The 24,036-nt window shown below is 41.3% G+C and carries 17 protein-coding genes and 1 pseudogene; 16 read left to right on the forward strand and 2 right to left on the reverse strand.

The window, feature by feature from the left end; all coding sequences use genetic code 11:
• The first annotated feature begins 288 nt into the window (after positions 1 to 288).
• Positions 289 to 3,687 carry a helicase-related protein gene (locus AC6IZ0_RS06640; protein ID WP_497725513.1) on the forward strand — a complete coding sequence of 1,133 codons (3,399 nt, stop codon included), beginning with the start codon at positions 289 to 291 and terminating at the stop codon, positions 3,685 to 3,687.
• 140 nt (positions 3,688 to 3,827) lie between these two features.
• Positions 3,828 to 7,301, forward strand: coding sequence for an Eco57I restriction-modification methylase domain-containing protein (locus tag AC6IZ0_RS06645; RefSeq protein ID WP_497725514.1), 3,474 nt, complete (start codon positions 3,828 to 3,830; stop codon positions 7,299 to 7,301).
• Here the strand turns inward: AC6IZ0_RS06645 and AC6IZ0_RS06650 are convergent.
• Complete coding sequence (locus AC6IZ0_RS06650; RefSeq protein ID WP_497725516.1) at positions 7,239 to 7,469, reverse strand: UPF0175 family protein; 231 nt, start codon at positions 7,467 to 7,469, stop codon at positions 7,239 to 7,241. The two genes, AC6IZ0_RS06645 and AC6IZ0_RS06650, sit on opposite strands and share 63 nt — an antisense overlap.
• Between AC6IZ0_RS06650 and AC6IZ0_RS06655 the strand changes: the two genes are divergently transcribed.
• From AC6IZ0_RS06655 to AC6IZ0_RS06720, 14 genes are all read left to right on the forward strand, one after another.
• Complete coding sequence (locus tag AC6IZ0_RS06655; protein WP_497725517.1) at positions 7,469 to 7,606, forward strand: hypothetical protein; 138 nt, start codon at positions 7,469 to 7,471, stop codon at positions 7,604 to 7,606. The genes AC6IZ0_RS06650 and AC6IZ0_RS06655 overlap by 1 nt on opposite strands.
• 367 nt (positions 7,607 to 7,973) lie before the next feature.
• Positions 7,974 to 8,192 (forward strand): type II toxin-antitoxin system HicB family antitoxin, encoded by a 219-nt coding sequence (locus AC6IZ0_RS06660; protein ID WP_271762411.1) that lies wholly within the window; start codon positions 7,974 to 7,976, stop codon positions 8,190 to 8,192.
• Positions 8,193 to 8,328: 136 nt separating this feature from the next.
• The gene (locus AC6IZ0_RS06665; RefSeq protein WP_280791694.1) at positions 8,329 to 8,451 is read left to right on the forward strand and encodes a hypothetical protein; all 123 of its coding nucleotides are present in this window, start codon (positions 8,329 to 8,331) and stop codon (positions 8,449 to 8,451) included.
• A gap of 2 nt (positions 8,452 to 8,453) precedes the next feature.
• Positions 8,454 to 8,612 (forward strand): hypothetical protein, encoded by a 159-nt coding sequence (locus AC6IZ0_RS06670; RefSeq protein WP_497725518.1) that lies wholly within the window; start codon positions 8,454 to 8,456, stop codon positions 8,610 to 8,612.
• Between the two features lie 299 nt (positions 8,613 to 8,911).
• Positions 8,912 to 9,307, forward strand: coding sequence for a lactoylglutathione lyase (gene gloA, locus AC6IZ0_RS06675; RefSeq protein WP_271762409.1), 396 nt, complete (start codon positions 8,912 to 8,914; stop codon positions 9,305 to 9,307).
• A 288-nt stretch (positions 9,308 to 9,595) separates the two neighbouring features.
• The gene (clpB, locus tag AC6IZ0_RS06680; RefSeq protein ID WP_497725520.1) at positions 9,596 to 12,262 is read left to right on the forward strand and encodes an ATP-dependent chaperone ClpB; all 2,667 of its coding nucleotides are present in this window, start codon (positions 9,596 to 9,598) and stop codon (positions 12,260 to 12,262) included.
• Between the two features lie 193 nt (positions 12,263 to 12,455).
• Positions 12,456 to 14,405, forward strand: coding sequence for a molecular chaperone HtpG (htpG, locus tag AC6IZ0_RS06685; RefSeq protein ID WP_497725521.1), 1,950 nt, complete (start codon positions 12,456 to 12,458; stop codon positions 14,403 to 14,405).
• A 68-nt stretch (positions 14,406 to 14,473) separates the two neighbouring features.
• Positions 14,474 to 14,710 carry a 50S ribosomal protein L28 gene (rpmB, locus tag AC6IZ0_RS06690; protein ID WP_271730934.1) on the forward strand — a complete coding sequence of 79 codons (237 nt, stop codon included), beginning with the start codon at positions 14,474 to 14,476 and terminating at the stop codon, positions 14,708 to 14,710.
• A gap of 147 nt (positions 14,711 to 14,857) precedes the next feature.
• Entirely contained in the window at positions 14,858 to 15,499 is a 642-nt protein-coding gene (locus AC6IZ0_RS06695) for a TIGR04282 family arsenosugar biosynthesis glycosyltransferase (protein WP_271730935.1), read from the forward strand.
• Between the two features lie 30 nt (positions 15,500 to 15,529).
• A complete protein-coding gene (hpsJ-B, locus tag AC6IZ0_RS06700) occupies positions 15,530 to 16,366 on the forward strand; it encodes a hormogonium polysaccharide biosynthesis protein HpsJ (RefSeq protein WP_280801529.1) in 837 nt (278 codons plus the stop codon).
• Positions 16,367 to 16,702: 336 nt separating this feature from the next.
• Positions 16,703 to 17,437: a DUF502 domain-containing protein gene (locus tag AC6IZ0_RS06705; RefSeq protein WP_271730937.1), complete on the forward strand. Its 735-nt coding sequence runs from the start codon at positions 16,703 to 16,705 to the stop codon at positions 17,435 to 17,437.
• Positions 17,438 to 17,537: 100 nt separating this feature from the next.
• The gene (gene nusB, locus AC6IZ0_RS06710; protein ID WP_271730939.1) at positions 17,538 to 18,167 is read left to right on the forward strand and encodes a transcription antitermination factor NusB; all 630 of its coding nucleotides are present in this window, start codon (positions 17,538 to 17,540) and stop codon (positions 18,165 to 18,167) included.
• Positions 18,168 to 18,272: 105 nt separating this feature from the next.
• Positions 18,273 to 19,763, forward strand: coding sequence for a signal recognition particle-docking protein FtsY (gene ftsY / locus AC6IZ0_RS06715; RefSeq protein WP_497725523.1), 1,491 nt, complete (start codon positions 18,273 to 18,275; stop codon positions 19,761 to 19,763).
• 574 nt (positions 19,764 to 20,337) lie between these two features.
• The gene (locus tag AC6IZ0_RS06720; protein WP_497725524.1) at positions 20,338 to 21,729 is read left to right on the forward strand and encodes a PP2C family protein-serine/threonine phosphatase; all 1,392 of its coding nucleotides are present in this window, start codon (positions 20,338 to 20,340) and stop codon (positions 21,727 to 21,729) included.
• Between the two features lie 7 nt (positions 21,730 to 21,736).
• Here the strand turns inward: AC6IZ0_RS06720 and AC6IZ0_RS06725 are convergent.
• Positions 21,737 to 23,940: pseudogene (locus AC6IZ0_RS06725) on the reverse strand (HAD family hydrolase).
• Positions 23,941 to 24,036 lie beyond the last annotated feature (96 nt).

Raw genomic sequence — 24,036 nt, forward strand, 5'->3', positions numbered from 1 at the left:
CTGTATATCAAAGAGATTATGCCTGGAAAGAGAGCAATTTATATAATAAAACCCAATACTAATGTACTTTCATTTAGCGATCTGCAAGCAGATCGCCTGTGCCAGTTGCGTCAGTCCTATTAATAACTTATTTTTATATTAAAAATTTATATAAAAATAACTACATAAAATCGTTTTTTTGTTAAAATAAATAATAATATTTATCTGAGTTAATCTAAGTCAAACAAAAGGTAAAAAAGATTTTAGTAGCAAAAATTAGGTCAATTTAATAATTGATAAAAATAAATTATGCCGCGCATATTTGACAACATAGAATTACAATTATTGCCCATATTAAGAGATACACTTAAAGTCTCCTATAGAGCAGATTTTTGTGTTGGCTATTTTAATCTGAGAGGTTGGCGAAAAATAGATGATTTAATTGAACAATATATTGGTGGAGAACGCGCTTGTTGTCGGTTACTAATAGGAATGCAAACTTTACCCAGTGATGAAGTCCATGCTGCATTTACCCTTGGTACTGGTGAAGGAAAAATTGATAATAGTGCTATTGTTCGCTTCAAAAAACGCATGGCCTCTGAATTTCGCCAACAGTTAACTATTGGTGCGCCTACCAATGAAGATGAAACAGGGTTAAGGCGATTAAGCCACCAACTGAAAACCAAAAAATTAATTATTAAACTGTTTCTGCGTCACCCTCTCCACGCCAAACTATATCTTGTCCATCGCCAAGACCCGAACACACCCACAGTAGGATTTTTAGGTAGCAGTAACCTCACACTTCCTGGTTTGGCAAAGCAAGGAGAATTAAACGTTGACATTTTAGATCATGATGCTTGTAATAAACTCCAAAAATGGTTTGACGACCGTTGGAAAGATTACGGTTGTATAGATATCTCCCAAGAATTAGGGCAAATTATTGATGAAAGTTGGGCAAGATCAGAATTAATTCCTCCTTATCATATCTACCTCAAGATTGCTTATCATCTATCCCATGAAGCTATCGCCGGAATTTCCGAATTTCGCATTCCCCGTGAATTTAATAACTTGTTTGAATTCCAAAAAGCAGCAGTACAATTAGCAGCACGTCATGTTACCAGACGTGGGGGTGTACTGGTTGGTGATGTAGTTGGTTTAGGGAAAACCTTAGTAGGAACTGCCCTAGCGAAAATATTACAAGAAGATTGTTATTTAGAGACGCTGATTATTTGTCCTAAAAACTTAGTAGAAATGTGGCAGGAATATGTAGATAAATATCGGCTGTATGCTAAGGTAATGCCAATTAGTAAAGTCCAGAATCAATTACCAGAACTACGCCGATACCGCGTTGTATTAATTGATGAAAGTCATAATTTACGTAACCGGGAAGGAAAACGTTATCGAGCAATTGCCGAATATATCGCTGCTAATGAAAGTAAATGTATTCTCTTATCTGCTACTCCCTACAATAAAACTTATTTAGACCTTTCTTCCCAATTGCGGCTATTTGTCCCAGAAGACGAAAATTTGGGATTTAGACCAGAAGCTTTAATTAATGAACTGGGAGGCGGAACTAGAGGAGAATTAGAGTTTATTAAAAAGCATCAATGTTCTGTACGTTCCTTAGCAGCATTTGAAAAAAGCGAACATCCTGATGATTGGCGAGAATTGATGAAACGCTACATGGTACGTCGGACTCGTTCATTTATTAAAGAAAATTATGCCCATGTTGACGAAGCTGGACGTAAATATTTAAAATTTGCAGATGGCAGTCGTTCTTTTTTCCCAGACCGCATACCTCGTACCATTAAATTCACCTTAGAAAATGCCAATTCTGACCCATACTCTCAACTTTATTCGGCATCAATAGTCGAAGTAATTAATCAACTTAATCTACCCCGCTATGGACTGGGTAATTACATTAATTCCAAACATAAACAACCACCGACAGAATCAGAACAACGCCAACTAAATAGTTTATTTCGCGGTGGGAGAAGGTTGATGGGTTTTTCCCGTACCAACTTATTTAAACGCTTAGAAAGTAGCGGTATTGCTTTTGTTCAATCAATTGAACGCCATATTTTACGTAACTTTATTTATTTATATGCAATAGAACAGGGGTTAGATATTCCTATTGGTACTCAGGATGCTGAACTATTAGATACTAGGAATAACGATGAAGATACAGATTCAGTTGCAGCAACTTTATTTGATACCGAAACAGAAGAAGATGATTCTAGTAACGAGATTCCACAAGAAGAACAGGAAAATACAACTGTAACAGAAAAGAGTTTTTCTCAAAAAGCAGAATCAATTTACCAAGAATATACATCCAAATATAAAAAGCGATTTAAGTGGCTACGTTCTACATTATTTGACGTTAAAAGATTAAAACGAGATTTATTAGCAGATGCCAAAGCTTTAATAAAAGTATTGCAAGAACTTGGACAATGGCAACTTCAGACAGATACAAAACTTGCAGCCCTAGTTAACCTTTTAACCAAAACTCACCCTCATGAGAAAGTTCTAATCTTCACACAATTTGCAGATACAGTTCATTATCTAACTGAGAATTTGCCAACTTGGAATATTACTAATGTGGCTGGAGTAACAGGACAATCTAAACATCCAACAGAAATCACCAGCAGATTTAGTCCTGTGAGTAATGGTAAACGAGAACAGATATCATCAAAACAAGAATTGCGCGTTTTAATTGCCACTGATATTCTCAGCGAAGGTCATAACTTACAAGATTGTGCAATTATTGTCAATTGGGATTTACCTTGGGCAATTATCCGTTTAATTCAAAGGGCTGGACGGGTAGACAGAATTGGACAAAATGCCGAAAAAATTCTCTGCTATTCCTTTTTACCAGCAGAGGGAGTAGAACGGATTATTAATTTACGGGGGAGACTTCGCCAAAGATTACAAGAAAATGCCGAAGTTGTAGGAACAGATGAAGCATTTTTTGAAGATGACGATACTCAAGTAATTCTTGATTTATATAATGAAAAATCGGGAATTTTAGATGGGGAAGAAGATGCAGAAGTAGATTTAACCTCAGAAGCATTTCAAATTTGGAAAAAAGCCACTGATAATAACCCAGCTTTGAAAAAGATAATTGAGGAAATGCCAAGTGTGGTTTATTCCACCCGCGCTCATACTCCCCAACCTGTGCAACCAGAAGGCGTACTACTGTACATGAAAACCACCGATGGTAATGATTCGTTAATTTATGTTGACAGGGAAGGTAACAGCGTTACTCAATCCCAATTGGGAGTGCTGAGGGCGGCGGCCTGTGCAGAATCTACACCAGCTATACCTAAAAATCAGCAGCACCATGAATTAGTGAAAAAGGGTGCGGAATTAATTGCCCAAGAAGAAAAAAATGCTGGTGGTCAGTTGGGAAGACCTTCTGGTGCAAGATTCCGTACCTATGAACGACTCAAAAGTTATGCACAGGAGATGAAAGGTACACTTTTTGTCACAGATGAACTGCTGAAAGCTATTGATGATATTTACCGTTATCCCTTGCGACAGTCAGCAATTGATACTCTCAATCGGCAACTACGAAGCGGTATCAGTAATCAGCAGTTGGCGGATTTAGTGGTAGCACTGCGAATGGACGAACGCTTGTGTATTGTCAGTGAAGAAGTAGAGAAGCGAGAACCCCAAATTATTTGTTCATTGGGATTGTTTCAAGCGTAACAGATGTAAATTAATCTTCACTTTTTTTAACATGACATATATTACACCTATTGTGTATAATTAAAAACTAATGATGCTAGTCACCATCAAAGTATTTGGGGACTATGGCTGGTTCATGCAGTTTCTTTATCTTAAATAATATGTCCATTGACTTCACCTCAAGCCGCGAACTGCTGCAAAATTTTAATTTTCAGGACTTATTCATCCAACAACTAGGGTGGGAGTCTCCAGGACGAGAAAAACCTGTGGTGATGGAAGTTGATGGCGAAAATTACACCCGTAGTAAAATAGCAGAATTAGCGGGGGCAGTTGTATTGCAAATTACCTCTGATTCTGGTCAAATACCTAATAGTCAGACCCTTGAGGCAATTTATAGAGAAATCGCTGAATTACATTTAGAAAATTTGTTAATTTTTATTGATAGTGAGCGCACTCAATCATTATGGTATTGGGTGAAGAGAGAAGGAAATAAAATTTATCCCCGCAACCATGTTTATACTAAAAGTCAAGCCGGTGATTTACTCTTAGGTAAAATTAGTGCTTTGCGAGTTCCCATTGAGGAATTAGAAAATATTACAGTTATTGATATTGCAGAACGCTTACAAAGAGGTTTCGATGTTGAACGAGTAACCAAGAAATTTTTCAATGAATTTCAACAACAACATACTACTTTTTTAAGTTTAATTAAGGGGATTGATAATGAGGCGGATAGGCGTTGGTATACCTCGGTTTTACTAAACCGCTTAATGCTTGTCTATTTTCTCCAACGCAAGGGATTTATTAGGGGGTTTGCAGATGATGTTGATAATACTCTCTATTTGCAAAATCAATTACAAAAAAGTCAAGCAAGAGGTGAAAATTTATTTTTTCAAGAATTTTTAAACGCTTTGTTCTTTGAAGGGTTTGCGAAACCAGAATCACAACGTCTTGAACCCGCTAAAGCATTAATTGGTGATGTTAAATATTTGAATGGTGGATTATTTTTAAAGCATAAAATTGAGCAAGAATACAATAATATTTCTATTCCAGATTCGGCTTTTGAAAATGTATTGAATTTATTTGCTAAATTCTCTTGGAATTTGGATGATACACTAGGAGGTAATGATAATGAAATTAATCCCTATGTATTAGGTTATATTTTTGAAAAGTATATTAACCAAAAAGCTTTCGGTGCTTACTATACCCGTCCTGAAATTACCTCTTATTTATGCGACAGAACCATCAATAAACTCATTCTCGACCGGGTAAACCAATTAGTAGCACCCCGCAAGTTTGACAGTATTAATGATTTAATTACCAAACTAGATAGTAATTTATGTCAACGGTTACTTTATGATATTTTACCAAATCTTTCTTTATTAGATCCGGCTTGTGGTTCTGGTGCATTTTTGATTGCGGCACTGCAAACGCTGATTTACATTTATTCTAGTGTAATTGCCACGATTGAAATTAGAATTAAAGATCCGAGTCTTAAACAGCGTCTAGATAAAGACAGATCCGCACATATTTCTCTACAATATTATATTAAAAAGCAAATTATCACTAATAATCTTTACGGCGTTGACATTATGCCGGAAGCGGTAGAAATTGCCAAACTGCGGTTATTTTTAGAATTGGTTGCTTCTGCTCATACTGTGGATGAATTAGAACCATTACCTAATATTGATTTTAATATTATGGCAGGTAATTCTTTAATTGGTTTGATGCAGATAAATGAAGCAGATTATGATTCTTCTCGTCGGGGACAGTTGGATTTATTCAGTAAGACTTACAGTCAGTTATTAGAAGAAAAAAATCGCCTGATTTCTGCTTATCGTCATGCTAGTAGTTATAGTGAAGATTTACAAGCATTACGTCAAGATATTGATGCTAAAAAAGCAGAAGCACAAAAGACTTTGAATGATATTTTGTTGCAAGAGTTTAAAAAATTAAGAATTAAATACGAGGAAGTACAATTAAATGGTAAATCACAAAAACGGGATTTAACACTGGCTGATATTGAAGCTTTTCAACCTTTTCATTGGGGTTACGAGTTTGATGAAATTTTACAAAAGAATAAAAAAGGTTTCGATGCAATTATTACTAACCCACCTTGGGAAATATTTAAACCTAATGCTAGAGAGTTTTTCCTTCAGCATAATGAATTAGTGAGAAAAACCAAAATGAATATTAAAGAGTTTGAGAAAGAACAAAAGAAACTTTTACAAACTCCTAAAATTGCTGAAGCTTGGTTACAATATCAGAGTGAATTTCCCCATGTCAGTGCTTACTATCGTTCAGCAGAACAGTATAAAAATCAGATTTCTGTTGTGAACGGTAAAAAGTCTGGTACAGATATTAATCTTTATAAATTATTTGTAGAACAATGTTTTAACCTATTACGCAAAGGTGGGGAGTGTGGGATTATTATTCCCTCTGGTATTTACACAGATTTGGGTACTAAGCAACTCAGGGAAATGTTATTTACCCAAACTAAGATTGATGCAGTATTTGGACTGTCTAATGAAAGATTTATTTTTGAAGGTGTAGACCATCGCTTTAAATTCTGCTTATTAACTTTTGAAAAAGGAGGAGTGACAAATTCATTTAGGTCTGCATTTCGTATCGACCCACGAGAAGCTGTGCGAGTTAATGAAATTGAGCTATTTTTACAAAATCATGATGAACATATTAAAATTTCAGTTCCCCTAATTCGTAGATTATCACCTGATTCTCTCTCTGTGATGGAGTTTAAGAAAGAGCTAGATATCTGCATTGCTGAAAAAATGCTTAAGTTTCCCTTACTTGGTGAAAAGATAAACGGTAAGTGGAATTTGCGGTTAACTCGTGAATTTGATATGACAAATGATAGCAAGTTATTTCAGCAGCAACCAGGGAAGGGGAAATTACCACTTTATGAAGGGAAAATGATTCATCAGTTTACTCACCTTTATGCTGAACCCAGGTATTGGGTAGATGAACAGAAAGGGAGAAAAGCGTTATTAGGAAAGAAAGAAATTGATGAGGGTCAAAGTTTAGATTATCAAACATATAGACTTGGTTTTCGTTCAGTAGCATCTAGTACAAATGAGCGTTCACTAATTTCAAGTATTGTACCTCAATCTGTATTTTGTGGTAACTCATTATTGGTGTCACAAATATATTCAGAAGATTATAAAGTTGCTATAAATAACCAAGAAATGTTATTTGGAATAACAATATTTAATAGTTTTGTGATTGATTATTGTTTACGCCAAAAAGTAACTACTAACCTGAATATGTTTTTTGTTTACCAACTACCAGTACCCCGCTTAACAGAAGGAGACAAATACTTTAACGACATAGTACAACGGGCAGCCAAACTTATTTGTACCACACCAGAATTTGACGAACTCGCCCAAGAAGTTGGACTAGAATCTCATAAAAATGGCGTAACCAACGAAACAGAACGCGCCCAACTGCGTGCAGAACTAGATGGAATCATAGCCCATCTTTACGGTTTAACAGAAGCAGAATTTAGTTATATTCTCACCACATTCCCCATTGTTCCCGAACCAGTCAAACAAGCAGCATTAGCAGCTTACCGCACCTTTGCACCCCTGACTGGAGATGTGGATACAAATGTCCCGCTCTGAGAGCAGTTTTTGAAAGTCCATGGTTTCCATCCCTGCAATTTTGCTCGCGCGGCTCAGGGAAATTCGCTCTTGCACAAACAGAGCAATGGCAATCTCCCGCAGCCAGTCGCTCTGGTTAAAAGTTTCGGTCTGGCTAAGGCTCTCAGGTAAGTTTAAGGTAATTTGCATTGGTTAGCCCTCACGCGATCACCCTTTTATGTTATTTAAATATATCATTACGCGAAGCGCTGCAAGCAGATCGCACAGAGCGCAAAAGGGGCGATCGCACTAGGGCTGCGGCACCCAGCAGACGGGGAATAAATTAAGCGTCTGATAGCCAAAGTCCACTAAAAGTGGACTATTAGGTTACATAGGATACTCTGGGTAACCCATAACCCGATTTATAATGTTATATTTAACACTTATTCAGTCGGATTCATCCGACTTCCGCTTTTAGACGGGGGTTTCTAACCCCCGACTCCCTGAGCAGATCCCATTGTCACATATAGGACTCCTATTCGATTTCTGAACAATTTCTGTTCCCTGTTCCCTGTTCGGTGTGTTCCCTTTCCTCACTGATAATTTCTCAACTCAAATAGGATGACTATAGTATCGAATTTACACCGGCGATGCGATCGCTGATCTTGTCACGAATTATCATTTAAAATATAGTAGAGTTCTAAAAAAATTGATATGAAAGCAGAATTAACTGCCATCATTGAAAAAGCAACGGAAGGAGGATACTGGGCAATTTGTCCAGAAATTCCCGGTGCTAATGGACAAGGTGAAAGCATAGAAGAAGCCAAAGAAAACTTAAAACTTGCTATTCAAATGATTCTTGAAGATCGTGTCGCAGATATCCGCAGGGGACTAACAGAGGAATCAATAGAAGAGACTATTTCAATTCCATGAAACGTAAGGAATTAGAACAAAAGTTACGGTGCTTCTCATTCTCTGTGGATTAACCCTGAAACCGGAGTCATTGAAGCTGTACCAAGACATACAGAAATTAAGGAATTGTTAGCTCAGAAAATTCTTAAAAGCTTAAATGCTGAATAGGCGATGGCAAAAAGCGAAAACAACCGCGAAACTGCCGATTAATGTGAATCAGCGATCGCACATTATGGAAGCGATTATTTTTACTTTTGTATTAGTGGAAATCTACTATTAACCTTGGGTACGTCAAAATCTGCTAGAAAGTCCGGTGATCTTAAAATTGGCAGCGATCGCGAAGCGCTGCTGCAAGCAGATCGCGTGATCTCTGCTGCTCAGTGCATCCGGGGAATAAATTCCCTGTCTGATAGCCAAAGTCCACTAAAAGTGGACTATTAGGTTACATAGGATAGTCTAGGCAACCCAGACCCGATTTATAATGTTATATTTAACACTCATTCAGTCGGATTCATCCGACTTCCGCTTTTAGACGGGGGTTTCTAACCCCCGGCGCCTGAGCAAATCCCATTGTCATCTAGTATCGAATTTACAGCGATAATGGCTACAACTTACCCTAGGCGATAGCGAAGCGCTGCTGCAAGCAGATCGCGAAGCGCTGCTGCAAGCAGATCGCCTACAGCAGTCTGGCTTTAGAATAGAAGAATAAAATACAAGTCAGAATTAACAGTAAGGTGAATATGCGATTACTACACACAATGCTCAGAGTAGGTAACCTAGAAGAATCTTTGAAATTTTACTGCGAACTCCTGGGGATGAAATTGTTACGCCAAAAAGACTACCCTGGTGGGGAATTTACCTTGGCCTTTATCGGCTACGGCGATGAAAGCCAAAACACCGTGATAGAATTAACTTATAATTGGGGAGTAGAAAAGTACGACTTAGGTAACGCCTATGGTCACATCGCCTTGGGTGTAGATGATATTTATACCACTTGTGAGGCAATTAAACAACGGGGCGGTAAGGTAACCCGGGAACCAGGACCGATGAAACACGGTTCTACAGTTATTGCTTTTGTAGAAGACCCAGATGGATATAAAATTGAACTAATTCAGATGGGAAGGGTCAGCACCTAGATAAGATAGTCTGTCAGGGATGGGCGGCTTTGGGTCTGACACTCATCGGCTACAATTGCTCAGGAAATTCCTCCCAATCTTCACCCCATGACAAGAGTTTTATCCTAACTGTATGGGAAGTGGTGACTGGCAAAATCATTAAAATAATTGAGGATGACTAAACAATATTTTCATCCTAGGCTAATTACAGAGGAGACGGCGAGAGCGTCAGAAACCTGCGCCCGACCGTCACCCAAAACTCACAGATTAACACTTTTCTGAACCTACCCAATCTCAAACCCTTTAAAGATGCAGCCTACAGATCCCAATAAATTTACTGATACAGCCTGGGAAGCGATTGTCAAATCTCAGGATATAGTGCGTGGATATCAACAACAACAATTAGAAGTAGAACATTTAATTATAGCCCTTTTACAAGAACCTACCAGTTTAGCTGTGCGGATATTTACTCGCGCTGAGATTGATACCCTGCGTTTACAACAGCAGTTAGAAGCCTTTACCAAGCGTCAACCCAAAGTTGGGAAAAATGATCAGCTTTATCTGGGTCGCTCTTTAGATATGTTACTAGATAAGGCAGAAGAAACCAGGCTAAGAATGGAGGATGGTTATATCTCAGTAGAACACATCATTTTGGCTTTTGCCGATGATGAACGGATTGGAAAACGGATTCTCAAAAGTTTTGACACAGATAGCGCTAAGTTAGCAACTCACATTAAAAGTGTTCGCGGTACCCAAAAGGTGACAGACCAAAACCCAGAATCTCGCTATGAAGCACTACAAAAATTTGGCAGAGATTTAACAGAACAAGCTAAAGCAGGAAAATTAGACCCGGTAATTGGGAGAGATGACGAAATTCGCCGGGTAATTCAGGTATTATCTCGCCGCAGTAAGAATAACCCCGTGCTGATTGGGGAACCAGGGGTGGGTAAAACTGCGATCGCCGAAGCTCTAGCACAGCGTATGGTTAATGGCGATGTCCCGGAGTCTCTAAAAACTCGTCAATTGATTTCCTTAGATATTGGTAGTTTAATCGCCGGGGCGAAATTGCGGGGGGAATTTGAAGAACGCCTGAAAATGGTTCTCAAGGAAGTCACCGAGTCTAACGGTCAAATTGTCCTATTTATCGATGAACTACACACCGTTGTCGGTACTGGTTCCAATCAACAAGGAGCCATGGACGCGGGTAACTTACTCAAACCCATGTTAGCACGGGGAGAACTACGCTGTATTGGAGCGACTACCTTAGATGAATACAGGAAATTTATTGAAAAAGACGCAGCTCTAGAACGCCGTTTTCAGCAGATTGTCGTCGGTCAACCCAGTGTAGAAAACACCATTTCTATTCTCCGGGGGTTAAAGCAACGGTACGAAGTTCACCACAATGTCAAAATTTCTGACTCAGCTTTAGTCGCCGCTGCTACTTTGTCCGCCCGTTATATTGCTGACCGCTTTTTACCAGATAAGGCCATAGACTTGGTAGATGAAGCCGCGGCTCAATTGAAAATGGAAATTACCTCTAAACCAGCGGAATTAGAAGCTATTGACCGCCGCTTGATGCAGTTGGAAATGGAAAAGCTATCTTTGGCGGGGGAAGAACGGGAAACCGCCCCAGCTAGGGAGCGCTTTGAGCGCATTGAACAAGAAATTGCCAGTTTGACGGTGAAACAGCAACAGTTTAATGAACAATGGCAAGGGGAAAAACAGTTATTAGAGGCTATTAGTAGCTTAAAAAAAGAAGAGGACGCTTTACGGGTGCAAATTGAACAGGCAGAAAGAGCCTATGATTTGAATAAAGCAGCCCAGTTAAAGTATGGTAAACTCGAAGGGGTGCAACGCGATCGCGAAGCTAAAGAAGCCCAACTATTAAAAATTCAAAGCCAAGGCTCTACATTATTGCGGGAACAAGTCACCGAAGCCGACATCGCCGAAATTGTCGCTAAGTGGACTGGTATACCGGTGAATCGCCTCTTAGCCTCGGAACGCCAAAAACTCCTAAAACTAGAACAACATTTACATCAACGGGTAATTGGACAGCAGGAAGCAGTCACCGCCGTATCCGCAGCCATTCGTCGCGCCCGTGCGGGAATGAAAGACCCCGGCCGTCCCATTGGTTCATTCCTGTTTATGGGACCCACAGGGGTAGGTAAAACTGAACTAGCGAGGGCTTTAGCGCAGTTTCTCTTTGATTCCGATGATGCTTTAGTCCGTTTGGATATGTCCGAGTATATGGAAAAACACTCTGTATCTCGCCTAGTGGGTGCGCCTCCAGGATATGTGGGTTATGAGGAAGGGGGTCAACTTTCCGAAGCTGTGCGCCGTCACCCCTATTCCGTGGTGCTACTAGATGAAGTCGAAAAAGCCCACCCCGATGTATTTAATATATTGCTGCAAGTTTTAGATGATGGGAGAATTACCGACTCTCAGGGTAGAGTCGTAGATTTCCGAAATACCGTCATAGTCATGACTAGTAACATCGGTAGCGAATATATTTTAGATGTGTCTGGGGATGACAGTAAGTATGAAATGATGCAAAAACGGGTCACAGATGCACTGCGATCGCACTTCCGCCCAGAATTTCTCAACCGGGTAGATGATATCATCCTCTTCCACCCCCTGAGCCGTGCAGAAATGCGCGACATCATCCGCATCCAACTAAAACGGGTAGAAAACCTCTTACAAGAGCAGAAAATATCCTTTGACATATCCGCCGCCGCCTGTGATTATTTAGTAGAAGTAGGCTATGACCCAATTTACGGCGCACGTCCTTTAAAAAGAGCAATTCAGCGAGAAGTAGAAAACCCCCTAGCTACCAAATTACTAGAAAATACCTTCATCCCTGGAGATACTATTTACATCGATAAACAAGACCAGGGTTTAACCTTTAGTAAAACAGTCCCCCTCAAAGTGACCATTTCACCCTCCACCCTCACAGTATTAGAGTCAAAAAGCCAGTAAAAAGTTCTGTTCTCCCCTAGGGTAGACCTAACTATCTCAGCCAAGATACGGAAATCCGAATCATACCATGGGGGGGAAACAATGCCCAAATTACGGTGCAATAGCCGGGACTATACCTTTAAAATTCTATAGGTAGGAATCTCTAAATCCTACTGACAGCTAAAATCAGATATTAACATCAAATTTACCAGTCATGCTCGAACAAGGCACCATCAGTATTCATACTGAAAATATTTTTCCCATTATCAAAAAGTCCCTGTACTCAGACCATCAAATCTTCTTCCGGGAATTAGTATCTAACGCCGTTGACGCCATCCAAAAGCTGAATATGGTATCCCGTGCTGGGGAATTTAGCGGCGATATCGGTGAACCAGAAATTCACATTACCATCGATAAAGGTAAAAAAACCCTAGCCATCAGTGATAATGGCATTGGTATGACCGCCGAAGAAGTGAAGAAATATATCAATCAGGTGGCTTTCTCCAGTGCTGAAGAATTTATTCACAAGTATGAAGGTAAATCAGACCAACCGATAATTGGTCACTTCGGTTTGGGTTTTTACTCCTCCTTTATGGTGGCGCAAAAAGTAGAAATTGATACACTGTCCTATAAAGAAGGGGCCGAAGCTGTTCACTGGACCTGTGACGGTTCCCCAGCTTTTACTTTAGATGAGTCCACCCGCAGCACACGCGGTACTACTATTACTCTCACCCTCCAAGGAGAGGAAGAAGAATTTTTAGAAGCAGCACGAATTAGGAATCTTGTCAAGACTTATTGCGACTTCATGCCAGTACCGATTAAACTGGAAGGTGAAGTTTTGAATAGGCAAAAGGCACCTTGGCGGGAGTCTGCTCATAACCTCACTCAGGAAGATTATTTAGAATTTTATCGCTATTTGTACCCCTTTCAGGAAGAACCACTGTTATGGGTGCATTTGAATACTGATTACCCCTTTATTATTAACGGGATTTTGTATTTCCCTAAAATGCGACCCGATGTGGATGTGACTAAAGGACAAATTAAGCTGTTCTGTAATCAGGTTTTTGTCAGCGATAACTGTGAAGAAATTATACCACAGTTTCTTATGCCCATGCGGGGTGTAATTGATAGTACAGATATTCCTTTGAATGTCTCCCGCAGCGCATTACAAGGCGATCGCACAGTCCGCAAAATCGGCGACTATATAGCCAAGAAAGTAGGCGATCGCCTCAAAGAATTATACCGCGACCACCGCGACCAATACATCAACGCTTGGAAAGACCTCGGCACCTTTGTAAAATTCGGTGTTCTCAACGACGAGAAATTTAAAAAACAAATCGAAGACATCATCATCTTCCGCACCACAGCCAAACTGGAAGAAAAAGCCGAAACCCCCACATCAGAAGGGGATGCGTGGGAAACTACCACCTCAAACTCATCTGCGCTACCATACACAACCCTGAAAGAATACCTGGAACGTAACGAAGAACGCCATAAAAACCGCGTATTCTACAGCACCGATGAAACCAGTCAATCCGCATATATAGAACTCCACAAAAACCAAGGGTTAGAAGTTCTATTTATGGACTCATTCATCGACACCCACTTTATTAACTTCCTAGAGCGGGAATACTCCGATGTGAAATTTACCCGGGTAGACTCCGACCTAGATAATACCCTGCTAGACCAAGACAAAACCGGGGAAATAGTTGACCCCAAAACCAACAAAACCAAGAGCGAGACCATTAAAGAACTCTTTGAAAAATCCCTCAACAAACCCAAGGTTAACATCCGCACCGAAGCCTTAAAATCAGAAGACCCCCAAGGAACACCACCCGCAATGGTACTCTTACCAGAAATTCTGCGTCGTATGCGGGAAATGAGCGCCATGATGCAACAACAAAATGTAGAATTCCCCGAAGACCATATTTTATTGGTGAATACCGCTCATCCTCTGATTCAAAACCTAGCAAATCTCAACCAAGGTAGTATTATTCAGGGAGATGGTCAATCATCTACAGAGCCATTAGTTACCATGATTTGTCAACACGTCTATGATTTAGCCCTCATGACTCAAAAAGGATTTGACCCCCAAGGAATGAAATCCTTTGTTGAACGCTCCAATGAAGTGCTGACTAAGCTGACAGAACAAGCCAGCAAATAGAAACACACGCCCTTTTGGGGACTACAATAGAAAGGTTGTATTCAAATAAAAACTTGGAGATAGTTGCTATGTCTCGTCGCTGCGAATTAACTGGTAAAAAAGCTAACAATGCCTTTGATATTTCTCACTCTCACCGCCGTACCAAACGCCTACAACACGCAAATCTACAAAATAAGCGTGTTTGGTGGGCCGGTGGTAATCGCTGGGTAAAAATGAAGCTCTCCACCAAAGCCATCAAAACCCTAGAAACCAAAGGCTTAGAAGCCATGGCTAAAGAAGCCGGAATTAATCTTAATCATTACTAAGCTGTGAAAAAAGGTATCAAGTACAAGATTTAATTTTTACTATTTACCTGAGAGAGAATACTTATACCCCCCAAGTGGGGGTTTTTTCAATTTGGGACAATCCCTAAATTATCAAGCTAATCAACGAATAATTACTTAATATAGAATGTGCTAAAATTTTTAGATATTCAGCAACAGCACTTAATTATTTTTACTCGCTACCCAGAACCAGGTAAGACCAAAACCCGACTTATACCTGCTTTGGGTGCTGTGGGTGCTGCCAATTTACAACGGCAGATGACAGAACATACAATACTTCAGGTGCAAGCACTACAAAAAACTACTCCTATATCCTGGGAAGTACGTTTCACCGGTGGTAACTTGCAACTGATGGCAGATTGGCTAGGATATGATTTACTCTACCATACCCAAGGAGAAGGAGATCTAGGCTCCCGCATGGGGCGATCGCTAACTGAGTCCTGGCAATCTGGCGCTCAAAAAGTAATTATTATTGGTGTAGATTGTCCCGGAATCAATGCTCACATTCTCACCCAAGCTTTTGAGCAGCTACACACCCATGACCTGGTATTGGGTCCGGCCATTGACGGCGGTTATTACTTGATTGGCTTGTGTCGTCCCTTCCCAGAATTATTGTTTAATATCCATTGGGGAACTTCTCAAGTCTTACAACAAACTATGAATATTGCTGAAAACCTGAAAATATCAGTTTCTTTCCTACCTCCTTTAGGTGATGTGGATCTTCCAGAGGATTTAGCGATTTGGCAACAATATTCAGGTAACTTTAAATAGGAAAATTACTTTCATACACGAAAAATAATTATGACTAATCGTCTTGCTGCGGGTAATGCTGCTTTGACACTCAAGGTAGTGGGGATAATTTTACTTTTGTCCTTCTTCCTAGAGTTTTTAATTGTGATTTTACCCTTCCAACCCACCGATCCGGGATGGCAAATCAATTTAGCTACCTCATTAGTTGACAGAGGTATTGTACCTTTAGTGGGTATAGGAATGCTATTCGCCGGTTATTGGGCTGATACTGTTCATCATAGCGATGGCCCCAAACCTATAGATATCAGATTTCCTATCTTGATACTCTCCAGTATTTTAGGGTTAATTTTCCTCTTAATTTTCCCCTTACACTTGAATAATGTCCGACAAGCGAGCGCCAACAGTCTCGGCCAAATCCGCCAAGAAGCTCAACAAGCAGAAAATGAAGTTAACAATCGGTTATCCCAATTCCAAGCCCAAATCAACAATGAGCAAGGAAAAGCTCAATTAGAACAACTGCGCAACCAACTCAGAAGTCAGTTTACCGAGCTGCTCAAAAATGACCAAACATACCAACAAGCACTCAATAACCCTCAACTTCCCGCACAACAGAAAGAATTACTCAAGAAATTTAAAGCCAATCCCTCAGAACTCGAGACTTTTATCGCCCAGCAAACAGACCCCCAAGCACAAGCAAATCAAAGATTAACCGAAATTCGCCAACGTCGCGAAGAAGCTGAAAAACAAGCCAGAGGAAACGCTTGGAAGTCTGGACTGCGAATTGGTGTGAGTAGTTTGCTCTTATCCCTGGGATATATCATTATTGGCTGGACAGGTTTAAGAAGGATGAAACATATCTCGGTCACTAGTGAAGATAAATATTATTAACTTAATTTTCACAAAAAAAACCCCCGCTCAGTGACAAATTATCATCCTTCTTTAGCTGTAATCTAAGACTTACAGAATTTTCAGCAGGTTTTCACTCAGCGCGATAGGATCAGTAGTATATTAGAGACTTGCAATAATGGTTTACAAGTCTCACACATCCCATCCCCCATGTTCTTCCTTAGTCAATCTCTATATGCACCCGACTAGAAAAATGCTGTTTCCTGAGCAGCAAGTGTATATTTTTACAGCATTATTCCAGATGCTAGCAATCTTTACCCTCTAGCTAAAGTATGAAATATTACAATTAACTCTTGAGAATTTGATAAGTGTGCTGGTATGAATAGCAATCACAAAAATTCTAGTAATCTCAAACAGGAGCATAGAGACTGGGGAATTAATCAGCTAAAACAAGACTTAAAAAATGACCTAATTGCCGGTTTATTAGTAGTTATTCCTTTAGCAACAACTATTTGGCTAACTATTACCATTGCTAATTGGGTAATCAACTTCCTGACGAAAATTCCTAAACAACTCAATCCCTTTGACGGACTCCAACCTATAGTAGTAAATATACTGAATTTAGCTGTGGGGCTGGCAGTCCCTTTACTAAGTATTCTTTTAATAGGGTTGATGGCTAGGAACATTGCTGGGCGTTGGTTATTGGATTTGGGAGAGCGCCTATTGCAGGCAATTCCCCTAGCGGGGCAGGTATACAAAACTCTCAAACAGCTGTTAGCAACCCTGGTCAAAGATTCCAGCGACAAGTTTCGCCGGGTAATTCTAATAGAGTATCCCCGAAAAGGAATATGGGCGATCGGCTTCGTTACGGGTAATATCAGTACCGATATTCAAGCTCATATGCCCCGTCCCATGTTGAGTGTGTTTATTCCCAGTACCCCCAATCCTACCACCGGCTGGTATGCCATAGTTCCAGAAGATGAGGTAGTAACTCTATCTATCCCCATAGAAGATGCTTTTAAAGTATTAGTCTCTGGAGGGATTATCGCTGAGAATAAGACTCTACCCCCCCTAGTTATACCTCAGGAGCGCAATATAGAAACACAACCCTGAAAACGGCAAAGTTTCCAGTCAATAGATAGTATGATTATTTGACTTTGCCACCATTGCGGCTATACTCACCTTTCTCATTAGTGCTTAAGCACATACTTCCATGCAAGAACGAAAACCCCAGCAAATTGCCCGTGAATTGGCACTTTTAAGTCTCAGCCAGTTGCCAATTAACCCCAAAAAATTAACAGAAGAGCATCTACCAAAATTAATACTAGCCACAGTCCGCACCCTGAGATCAGAAGTGCAAGATACTCTAGATAATGCTACTGGAGAACTACAACGCAGTAATGATCGCCTCTTAACTAGCCAAACTCGTGCTTCAGACATCGATACGGCCAGAAACCTCCTGAAAGAGGCCATTAACTACACCCAAACCGCCATCAATCAACTGGGAGCTGCAGTTGAGTTCCCAGAATTGATTCAATTAGCAAATCAAGATAAGGAAGTTGGCAAATATGCCATTAAACTGGTGAAAATAGTCAACGAACACCGAGTGATTATCGATGAACATATTTCCTCAGCTTTAGTAGATTGGCAAGTGACTCGCCTAGCTCAAATAGACCGAGATATTTTGCGGATCGCAGTGGCAGAAATGATGTTTTTCAATCTGCCTGACAGAGTAGCTATTAATGAAGCTGTAGAGCTAGCTAAACGCTACAGTGGAGATGAGGGTCATCGTTTTATTAATGGTGTTCTGCGCCGATTTACCGAACAAAAAGCACCTGTGTAGATTAAAGCGCAAATTTTCTCACCCCCCCCCAAATATCCTCAAGACCCTTGAGGATATTTAGTTAAAATCATCAAAATAAATCATCAACTAATACTTATAGATGTAATGGCTTTTAATTGGTTCCAGCGTCAACATCAGGATTCTTCTGATACCCCAGCCGCCGAAAAACAAGAGGTAACTCCTCCAGTAACAGAACCCCAAGTAGACCCCACAGAAGATTTATTGGCCTTTGCCAAATCTGCTTATAAAAATATCCAGCAAAAACAACAAGCTTCACCAGTAACAACAGCACCAGAAGTCGCAGATGTGGAAGCACAAACAATAGAAACTGTGCTAGACACCGCCCCTGTAGTCAGTGAAGTCGCCCTTACAGCAGAGTTAGATGTGGAAACTGCCACTATAGACTCCCTGAGTCTAGATGCAGCTACACCAGAACCCACAGCCCCCAGTAATTTATCCTTTTTAGAACGGGCGGCCGCAGAACGGCAAGCCAAGCAAGAAAGGCTGATAGCCGCGGCTATTGAAGTGGCTCAACCAGAGGTGGTAACCCCAGCTACCACCGCAGAAACTACCCCAGATCAAGAAGCATTAGCTTTTGATGAAGGTTTTCTCTGGTCAGCAGAAGTATTGGCCGCCCAAGGTAGGCGAGCAGAAGATATTTCTGTGGAGGAAATTACCTGGCTGAAAAAACTCCGGCAAGGTTTAGACAAAACCCGCCGCAATATTCTTAACCAACTTAAGGCAATTGTCGGCCAAGGACTCAATCAAGCGGCTGTGTCGGAAATAGAAGCCGCACTTCTCCAAGCTGATGTGGGTGTGGAGGCTACAGATTACATTGTGAATACCCTCCAGAAAAAACTGTTAGCAGAGGTAACGCCCCCAGAAGAGGCGATCGCCTACCTGAAACAAATTTTGCGCGATATGTTAGACGCGCCACTACAAAAAGCCCCAAGTTTCAGCTTCGCCCCAGAAAAGGAAACTTTGAATATTTGGTTGATTACCGGGGTGAATGGGGCAGGGAAAACCACTACTATCGGCAAAATCTCCCACCTAGCCCAAAAATCTGGTTATAAATGCTTGATTGGGGCCGCAGATACCTTTCGGGCCGCAGCAGTGGAACAGGTGAAGGTGTGGGGCCAGCGTAGCGGTGTGGAAGTCATTGCTAATCCGGGGAAAAATACAGACCCCGCCGCCGTGGTCTTTGATGCGATCGCCGCCGCCCAAGCACGAGAAACCGAGTTACTATTGGTAGACACCGCCGGGCGACTGCAAAATAAGAAAAACTTAATGGACGAACTCGGCAAAGTCCGCCGGATCATCGACAAAAAAGCCCCTAATGCCAAAATAGAATCCCTATTGGTTTTAGATGCCACTTTAGGTCAAAATGGATTGCGCCAAGCTCAAGTTTTCTCCCAAGCCGCCCAACTCACGGGCGTAGTCTTAACTAAGCTAGATGGTACAGCCAAGGGAGGTGTTGCCTTAGCCGTGGTGCAGCAGCTGGGTTTGCCCATTCGCTTTATTGGTGCTGGTGAAGGTATGGAAGATTTGCGTCCTTTTTCTAGCTACGAATTTGTTGAAGCTCTCTTGAGTGGCTAATTGCGATTTTTTTAGTTAATATTTCTTCTGGGTCTGGCTGATTCGTCTCCTGTGGGGGCACAGACCCCCATTTAGCTGGTGTTTCAGTCGGCAAAAATTGTTTCATCCCCTCAGACATCTGTCCTGGTGTGTTGGTTTTCCCCACATCACGGATTGATAAATCTCAGCGGTGTTGGTTTTTGCCCCACCCAGAGCCAAATACAAACAGAACACTCAATAATTAAGGTAAGGAGTAATTGCCTATAAAAGTTACTGTGGGGGATGAGAAACCTGTGGGCAATAATAAAATTAAAATTTTTTTGGCTCCAAAGATGTATGATTTGCTAATTAAGTTCTAGAAAAATTAGGGTATTTATATGTTATGAGAGTATTGGCGGATTTTTACCTACTCATTGTTGATGGAAATTGCATCAATATTTAGCTAGAGATATCATAAGCAAATACAATAATTCTCTCTAGTTCGATGTTAAGTCTTGTGACTATTGCTAAAAATATCCACCTTGTCCCAATATAACCTAGCAATTTACTTGATTTATTCAGTAACCTAAACTCTATATTAAGTGCAATCATACCTTTGCCTGTGTCTCAACTGCCCTCTCAACCCACTGATACTAATAGTAGTGCTAAGACGGATGTCACACCAGTTGTGGCACTCAAAGAACTTGTGGAACGGTTGCGCCGAGAACAAAATAAAATCCAAGATTTACTCAGTTCTTTAGGATTTGCCCTCAGAAGTTTCAATAATTTGAACCAGTTTTTGCAGCTGATACCACTGATCGCCACTCGAGTCACAGATGCAGATGGTAGTGCTTTATTCCTACATAAACCTAATGGTCAAATTCGCTTAGAGCAACTACACTGGCAGGATAGCCGCCAGCGTAAGAATATCCGCAAAGCTCTAGAAACAGCTAGTAGTCAAATCACACTTCTATCTCATACAGGACCTTTAGCAACAGCTACAGGGATGTTAGATGACCAAATCCATCGCTACTTAGATCCAGATGTGCAAATCTTTGGCACAGCAATTCTCGTCAAGCATACAGAACGGGGTTGGCTTTACGTCCTCAGCCGCGATCCTGAATATAGCTGGACGGATACCAGACAAAAGTTAGTCAGACTGGTAGCAGATCAAACAGCTGTAGCCATTGAAAACGAAGAACTAGCCGTAGAATTGAGGAAAAAAGAGCGCTTAGATCAAGAACTAGAAATTGGGGCAGAAATTCAACGGCGACTTCTACCCCGTCAATGTCCGATTATTCCCGGTGCGACCCTGGCCGCACGCTGTAAACCCGCTAATCGTGTGGGTGGAGATTACTATGACTTTATCCCCACCAATCACAATCAAGTACAGGTAAATGGTAAAACTACCCAGGAAACAAGGGGCTGGGGTTTGGTAATTGGCGATGTCATGGGTAAAGGTGTCCCAGCAGGACTAATTATGACCATGATGCGGGGAATGCTTCGTGGCGAAGTGTTCCATGGTAATTCCCCATGTGTAATTCTGCAAAATTTGAATCGCGTTATGTATGCGGATTTGGAAAATTCCCATCGCTTTGTGACTCTTTTTTACTCAGAATATAATCCTGTAAATCGGGTTTTATCTTATAGTAATGCCGCACACAATCCTCCGTTGTGGTGGCACGCAGCCACGAAAACTATTACCCGCTTGGATACTTTGGGAATGCTGATTGGTTTAGATGCCAATAGCCAATACGAAAATGCCCAGGCACATTTAGAACCTGGGGATACAGTCATCTATTATACAGACGGTTTGACTGATGCGGCGGCGGCTAGTGGCGATCGCTTCGATGAAGAGAATTTTGTGGCTGCTTTTAATGCCGCTTGCAGGTATTGCAGTGGACCAGAGGAAATTGTAGATTATTTGTTTGAGCAAGTTCTGGAATTTATCGGTGGTGAAAGGCAAAACACCGATGATATGACATTAGTAGTCCTGAAAATCCATTGACAATCAGCTAATTATCTGCTAGACTATGCATCTGTGCTGTAGATAGACTGCCAAAGAAGTCATAGCGGTCTAGTGCTTCCAAGATACCCCAGGCATAATTTCCTTGAGCAAAGTAAATTTGTGGATATTCCCGTAACTTTTCCAGTTCACGGCTGTAATTACCCACAACCACACCCAAAGTATTACCAGACAGCATTGATTCATCATTACCAGATGCACCTGCTACTAAAAATCGTTGTATTGGTAGTCCCCACTTCAAAGCACAATAACGAATAGCATCTCCCTTAGAAGCCCGGATAGGCAACAAATCAAGATACATATTATGGCTATAGACTCCTTTAACATGGAGCTTATGCCGCCGCAGATGACGCATAATTTCCTTAAAGCTTAAACATTTCACTTCATCAATAAAGTAACTGACTTTAAACTGACCTTGAGCTTCTGGGGGTTGCAGAGAAACACCCGGTAGTGTCTCCATTGCTTGACGGACAGCCTCAGCATTCCAATGGTAACTAATATGTCTTTGCCAGTTACTATCTGGGACTACCTGGGGTCCATAATAGATTTCAGTACCAGCCGAGACAATCAGCAAATCTAGTCTGGGAAAGTCCCATTCTTCCAACATATCCAAAGAACTTTGCAAATTCCGCCCTGTAGCAATACCCACGCCGGTAGATTGACCTTCCTGATGTACTCGCTCAATCAGTTTGTGTAAAGCTTCTTGGTCGCCTAACAAGGTATTATCAATTTCACAAACCAGAAACCGATCTGCGATCGGTAACCGGTTTTGGTCAGGGATATTCCAATCAGGGAGGTCACTTGCTAAAGCCCTTGGTAGGGGACTCAGCTGAGATTGCACTGGTCGTTGAGATAACTGCTGCACCTGTTCGAGATAACGTTCTACGTGACTAGACCAAGAGAAATTATCCCGCACTCGATGTAATCCATTTTCAGACCAAGTTTGCCATTGTTCTGTATCCGTGATGGCTGTACGCAGAGCATCCTGGATCTGTGTCACATCTAGAGGATCAATCAACATTCCATTGTGGCAGACCTCCAGGATATCTCGTGGACCACCATCCGATGTGGCGATAATTGGCACACCGCAGGCTGTAGCCTCAATTAAGGTGAGACCAAATGGCTCAGTTAATGCGGGATTGATAAACACTCCCCGTGTTTTCGCCACCAATCGATATAGTTCCGGAACTTCATCAGATGAATGGTGTTTGGGGTAGGCGACGTATCCGTAAAGGTCGTAGCGATCGATTAAGTGAAAAATTTCTGCAAACACATGGCGTGGGTCTGATTCCATGGTGCTGATGTCATCGCGATTTCCTAAAATCAGGACTAAATTTGCTAAATGACGCAACTGTGGATCTTCACCATAAGCTTTCACCAGAGTACCGACATTTTTCTTAATTGCTGGACGAGAAAGCGCCATAATCATCGGCTTTTCCGGATGATTGAGAAATCGTTTTAAATCCTGGTAAATTCCTGGTTCCCGCCAATTTTCTGGAATCGGGTAAAAGTCCTTGAGTGCTACCCCCGGCGGAATGACCACCATTCTATCAGGCTGATAGTGGTCATAAATACCGTACTGCTCGGTGACTTCTTGATGGGTACTAGCGATAACTAAAGCGGCCTGGCCAAAGTGGTTTCCTCAGCCTCAATTCTGGTACTCATGTGATAAGTGCTTTCAATGGTTTCCCTTTTAGCACCCTGGTCTAAAAGTCGTTGTTGTTTCACGCGTCCTAAGGAGTGACCAGTATGCACAAGCGGTACACCTAACCAACCAGCAACCCGACAACCTACATAACCAGCATCGGCGTAATGGCTATGAATGACATCGGGTAGTTTTCCCACTTGGCGCAGGTGCTTGAGTAATTCATCGGCAAAATTATCTAAATGCGGCCAGAGAACTTCTTTGCGCAGATAGCGCCGGGGACCGCAATTAACACGAATAATTTGGGCCTTGTCACCCAGAACTTCTACCGGTTGAGCATAATCGGAACTAACTTTTGGATCATTAATTAAACGAGTTACCAGGTCTACACGTTCTACTTGTGGGTTCGCTGCTAAAGCCTGAGCCAGTTCTACCGCATATTTAATTTGTCCCCCGGTGTCAGCATCTCGCCCTAATTCTAGATTCTTACCCCGAATTAACCCGTGAACACTGACTAGTAGAATATATAATCCTGGGCTATCTGACATTTTGCATCCCTCAATTTTACTGTGTTACAGCCCTGCAACAGCTTCTTATACACCCGGCTGTTGACTTCTACAGATTAGTGACAAAATTATGCTGAT

The sequence above is a fragment of the Anabaenopsis sp. NIES-4685 genome (assembly GCF_059725405.1).

What these genes read in the sequence shown, in the direction of transcription:
- AC6IZ0_RS06705 (WP_271730937.1), top strand. Translation starts at nt 16,703, where the DNA reads ATGAATAGCAATCACAAAAATTCTAGTAATCTCAAACAGGAGCATAGA.
- nusB (WP_271730939.1), top strand. Translation starts at nt 17,538, where the DNA reads ATGCAAGAACGAAAACCCCAGCAAATTGCCCGTGAATTGGCACTTTTA.
- AC6IZ0_RS06665 (WP_280791694.1), top strand. Translation starts at nt 8,329, where the DNA reads ATGCTGAATAGGCGATGGCAAAAAGCGAAAACAACCGCGAAACTGCCG.
- AC6IZ0_RS06645 (WP_497725514.1), top strand. Translation starts at nt 3,828, where the DNA reads ATGTCCATTGACTTCACCTCAAGCCGCGAACTGCTGCAAAATTTTAAT.
- htpG (WP_497725521.1), top strand. Translation starts at nt 12,456, where the DNA reads ATGCTCGAACAAGGCACCATCAGTATTCATACTGAAAATATTTTTCCC.
- gloA (WP_271762409.1), top strand. Translation starts at nt 8,912, where the DNA reads ATGCGATTACTACACACAATGCTCAGAGTAGGTAACCTAGAAGAATCT.
- rpmB (WP_271730934.1), top strand. Translation starts at nt 14,474, where the DNA reads ATGTCTCGTCGCTGCGAATTAACTGGTAAAAAAGCTAACAATGCCTTT.
- clpB (WP_497725520.1), top strand. Translation starts at nt 9,596, where the DNA reads ATGCAGCCTACAGATCCCAATAAATTTACTGATACAGCCTGGGAAGCG.
- AC6IZ0_RS06640 (WP_497725513.1), top strand. Translation starts at nt 289, where the DNA reads ATGCCGCGCATATTTGACAACATAGAATTACAATTATTGCCCATATTA.
- AC6IZ0_RS06660 (WP_271762411.1), top strand. Translation starts at nt 7,974, where the DNA reads ATGAAAGCAGAATTAACTGCCATCATTGAAAAAGCAACGGAAGGAGGA.
- AC6IZ0_RS06650 (WP_497725516.1), bottom strand. Translation starts at nt 7,469, where the DNA reads ATGCAAATTACCTTAAACTTACCTGAGAGCCTTAGCCAGACCGAAACT.
- hpsJ-B (WP_280801529.1), top strand. Translation starts at nt 15,530, where the DNA reads ATGACTAATCGTCTTGCTGCGGGTAATGCTGCTTTGACACTCAAGGTA.
- ftsY (WP_497725523.1), top strand. Translation starts at nt 18,273, where the DNA reads ATGGCTTTTAATTGGTTCCAGCGTCAACATCAGGATTCTTCTGATACC.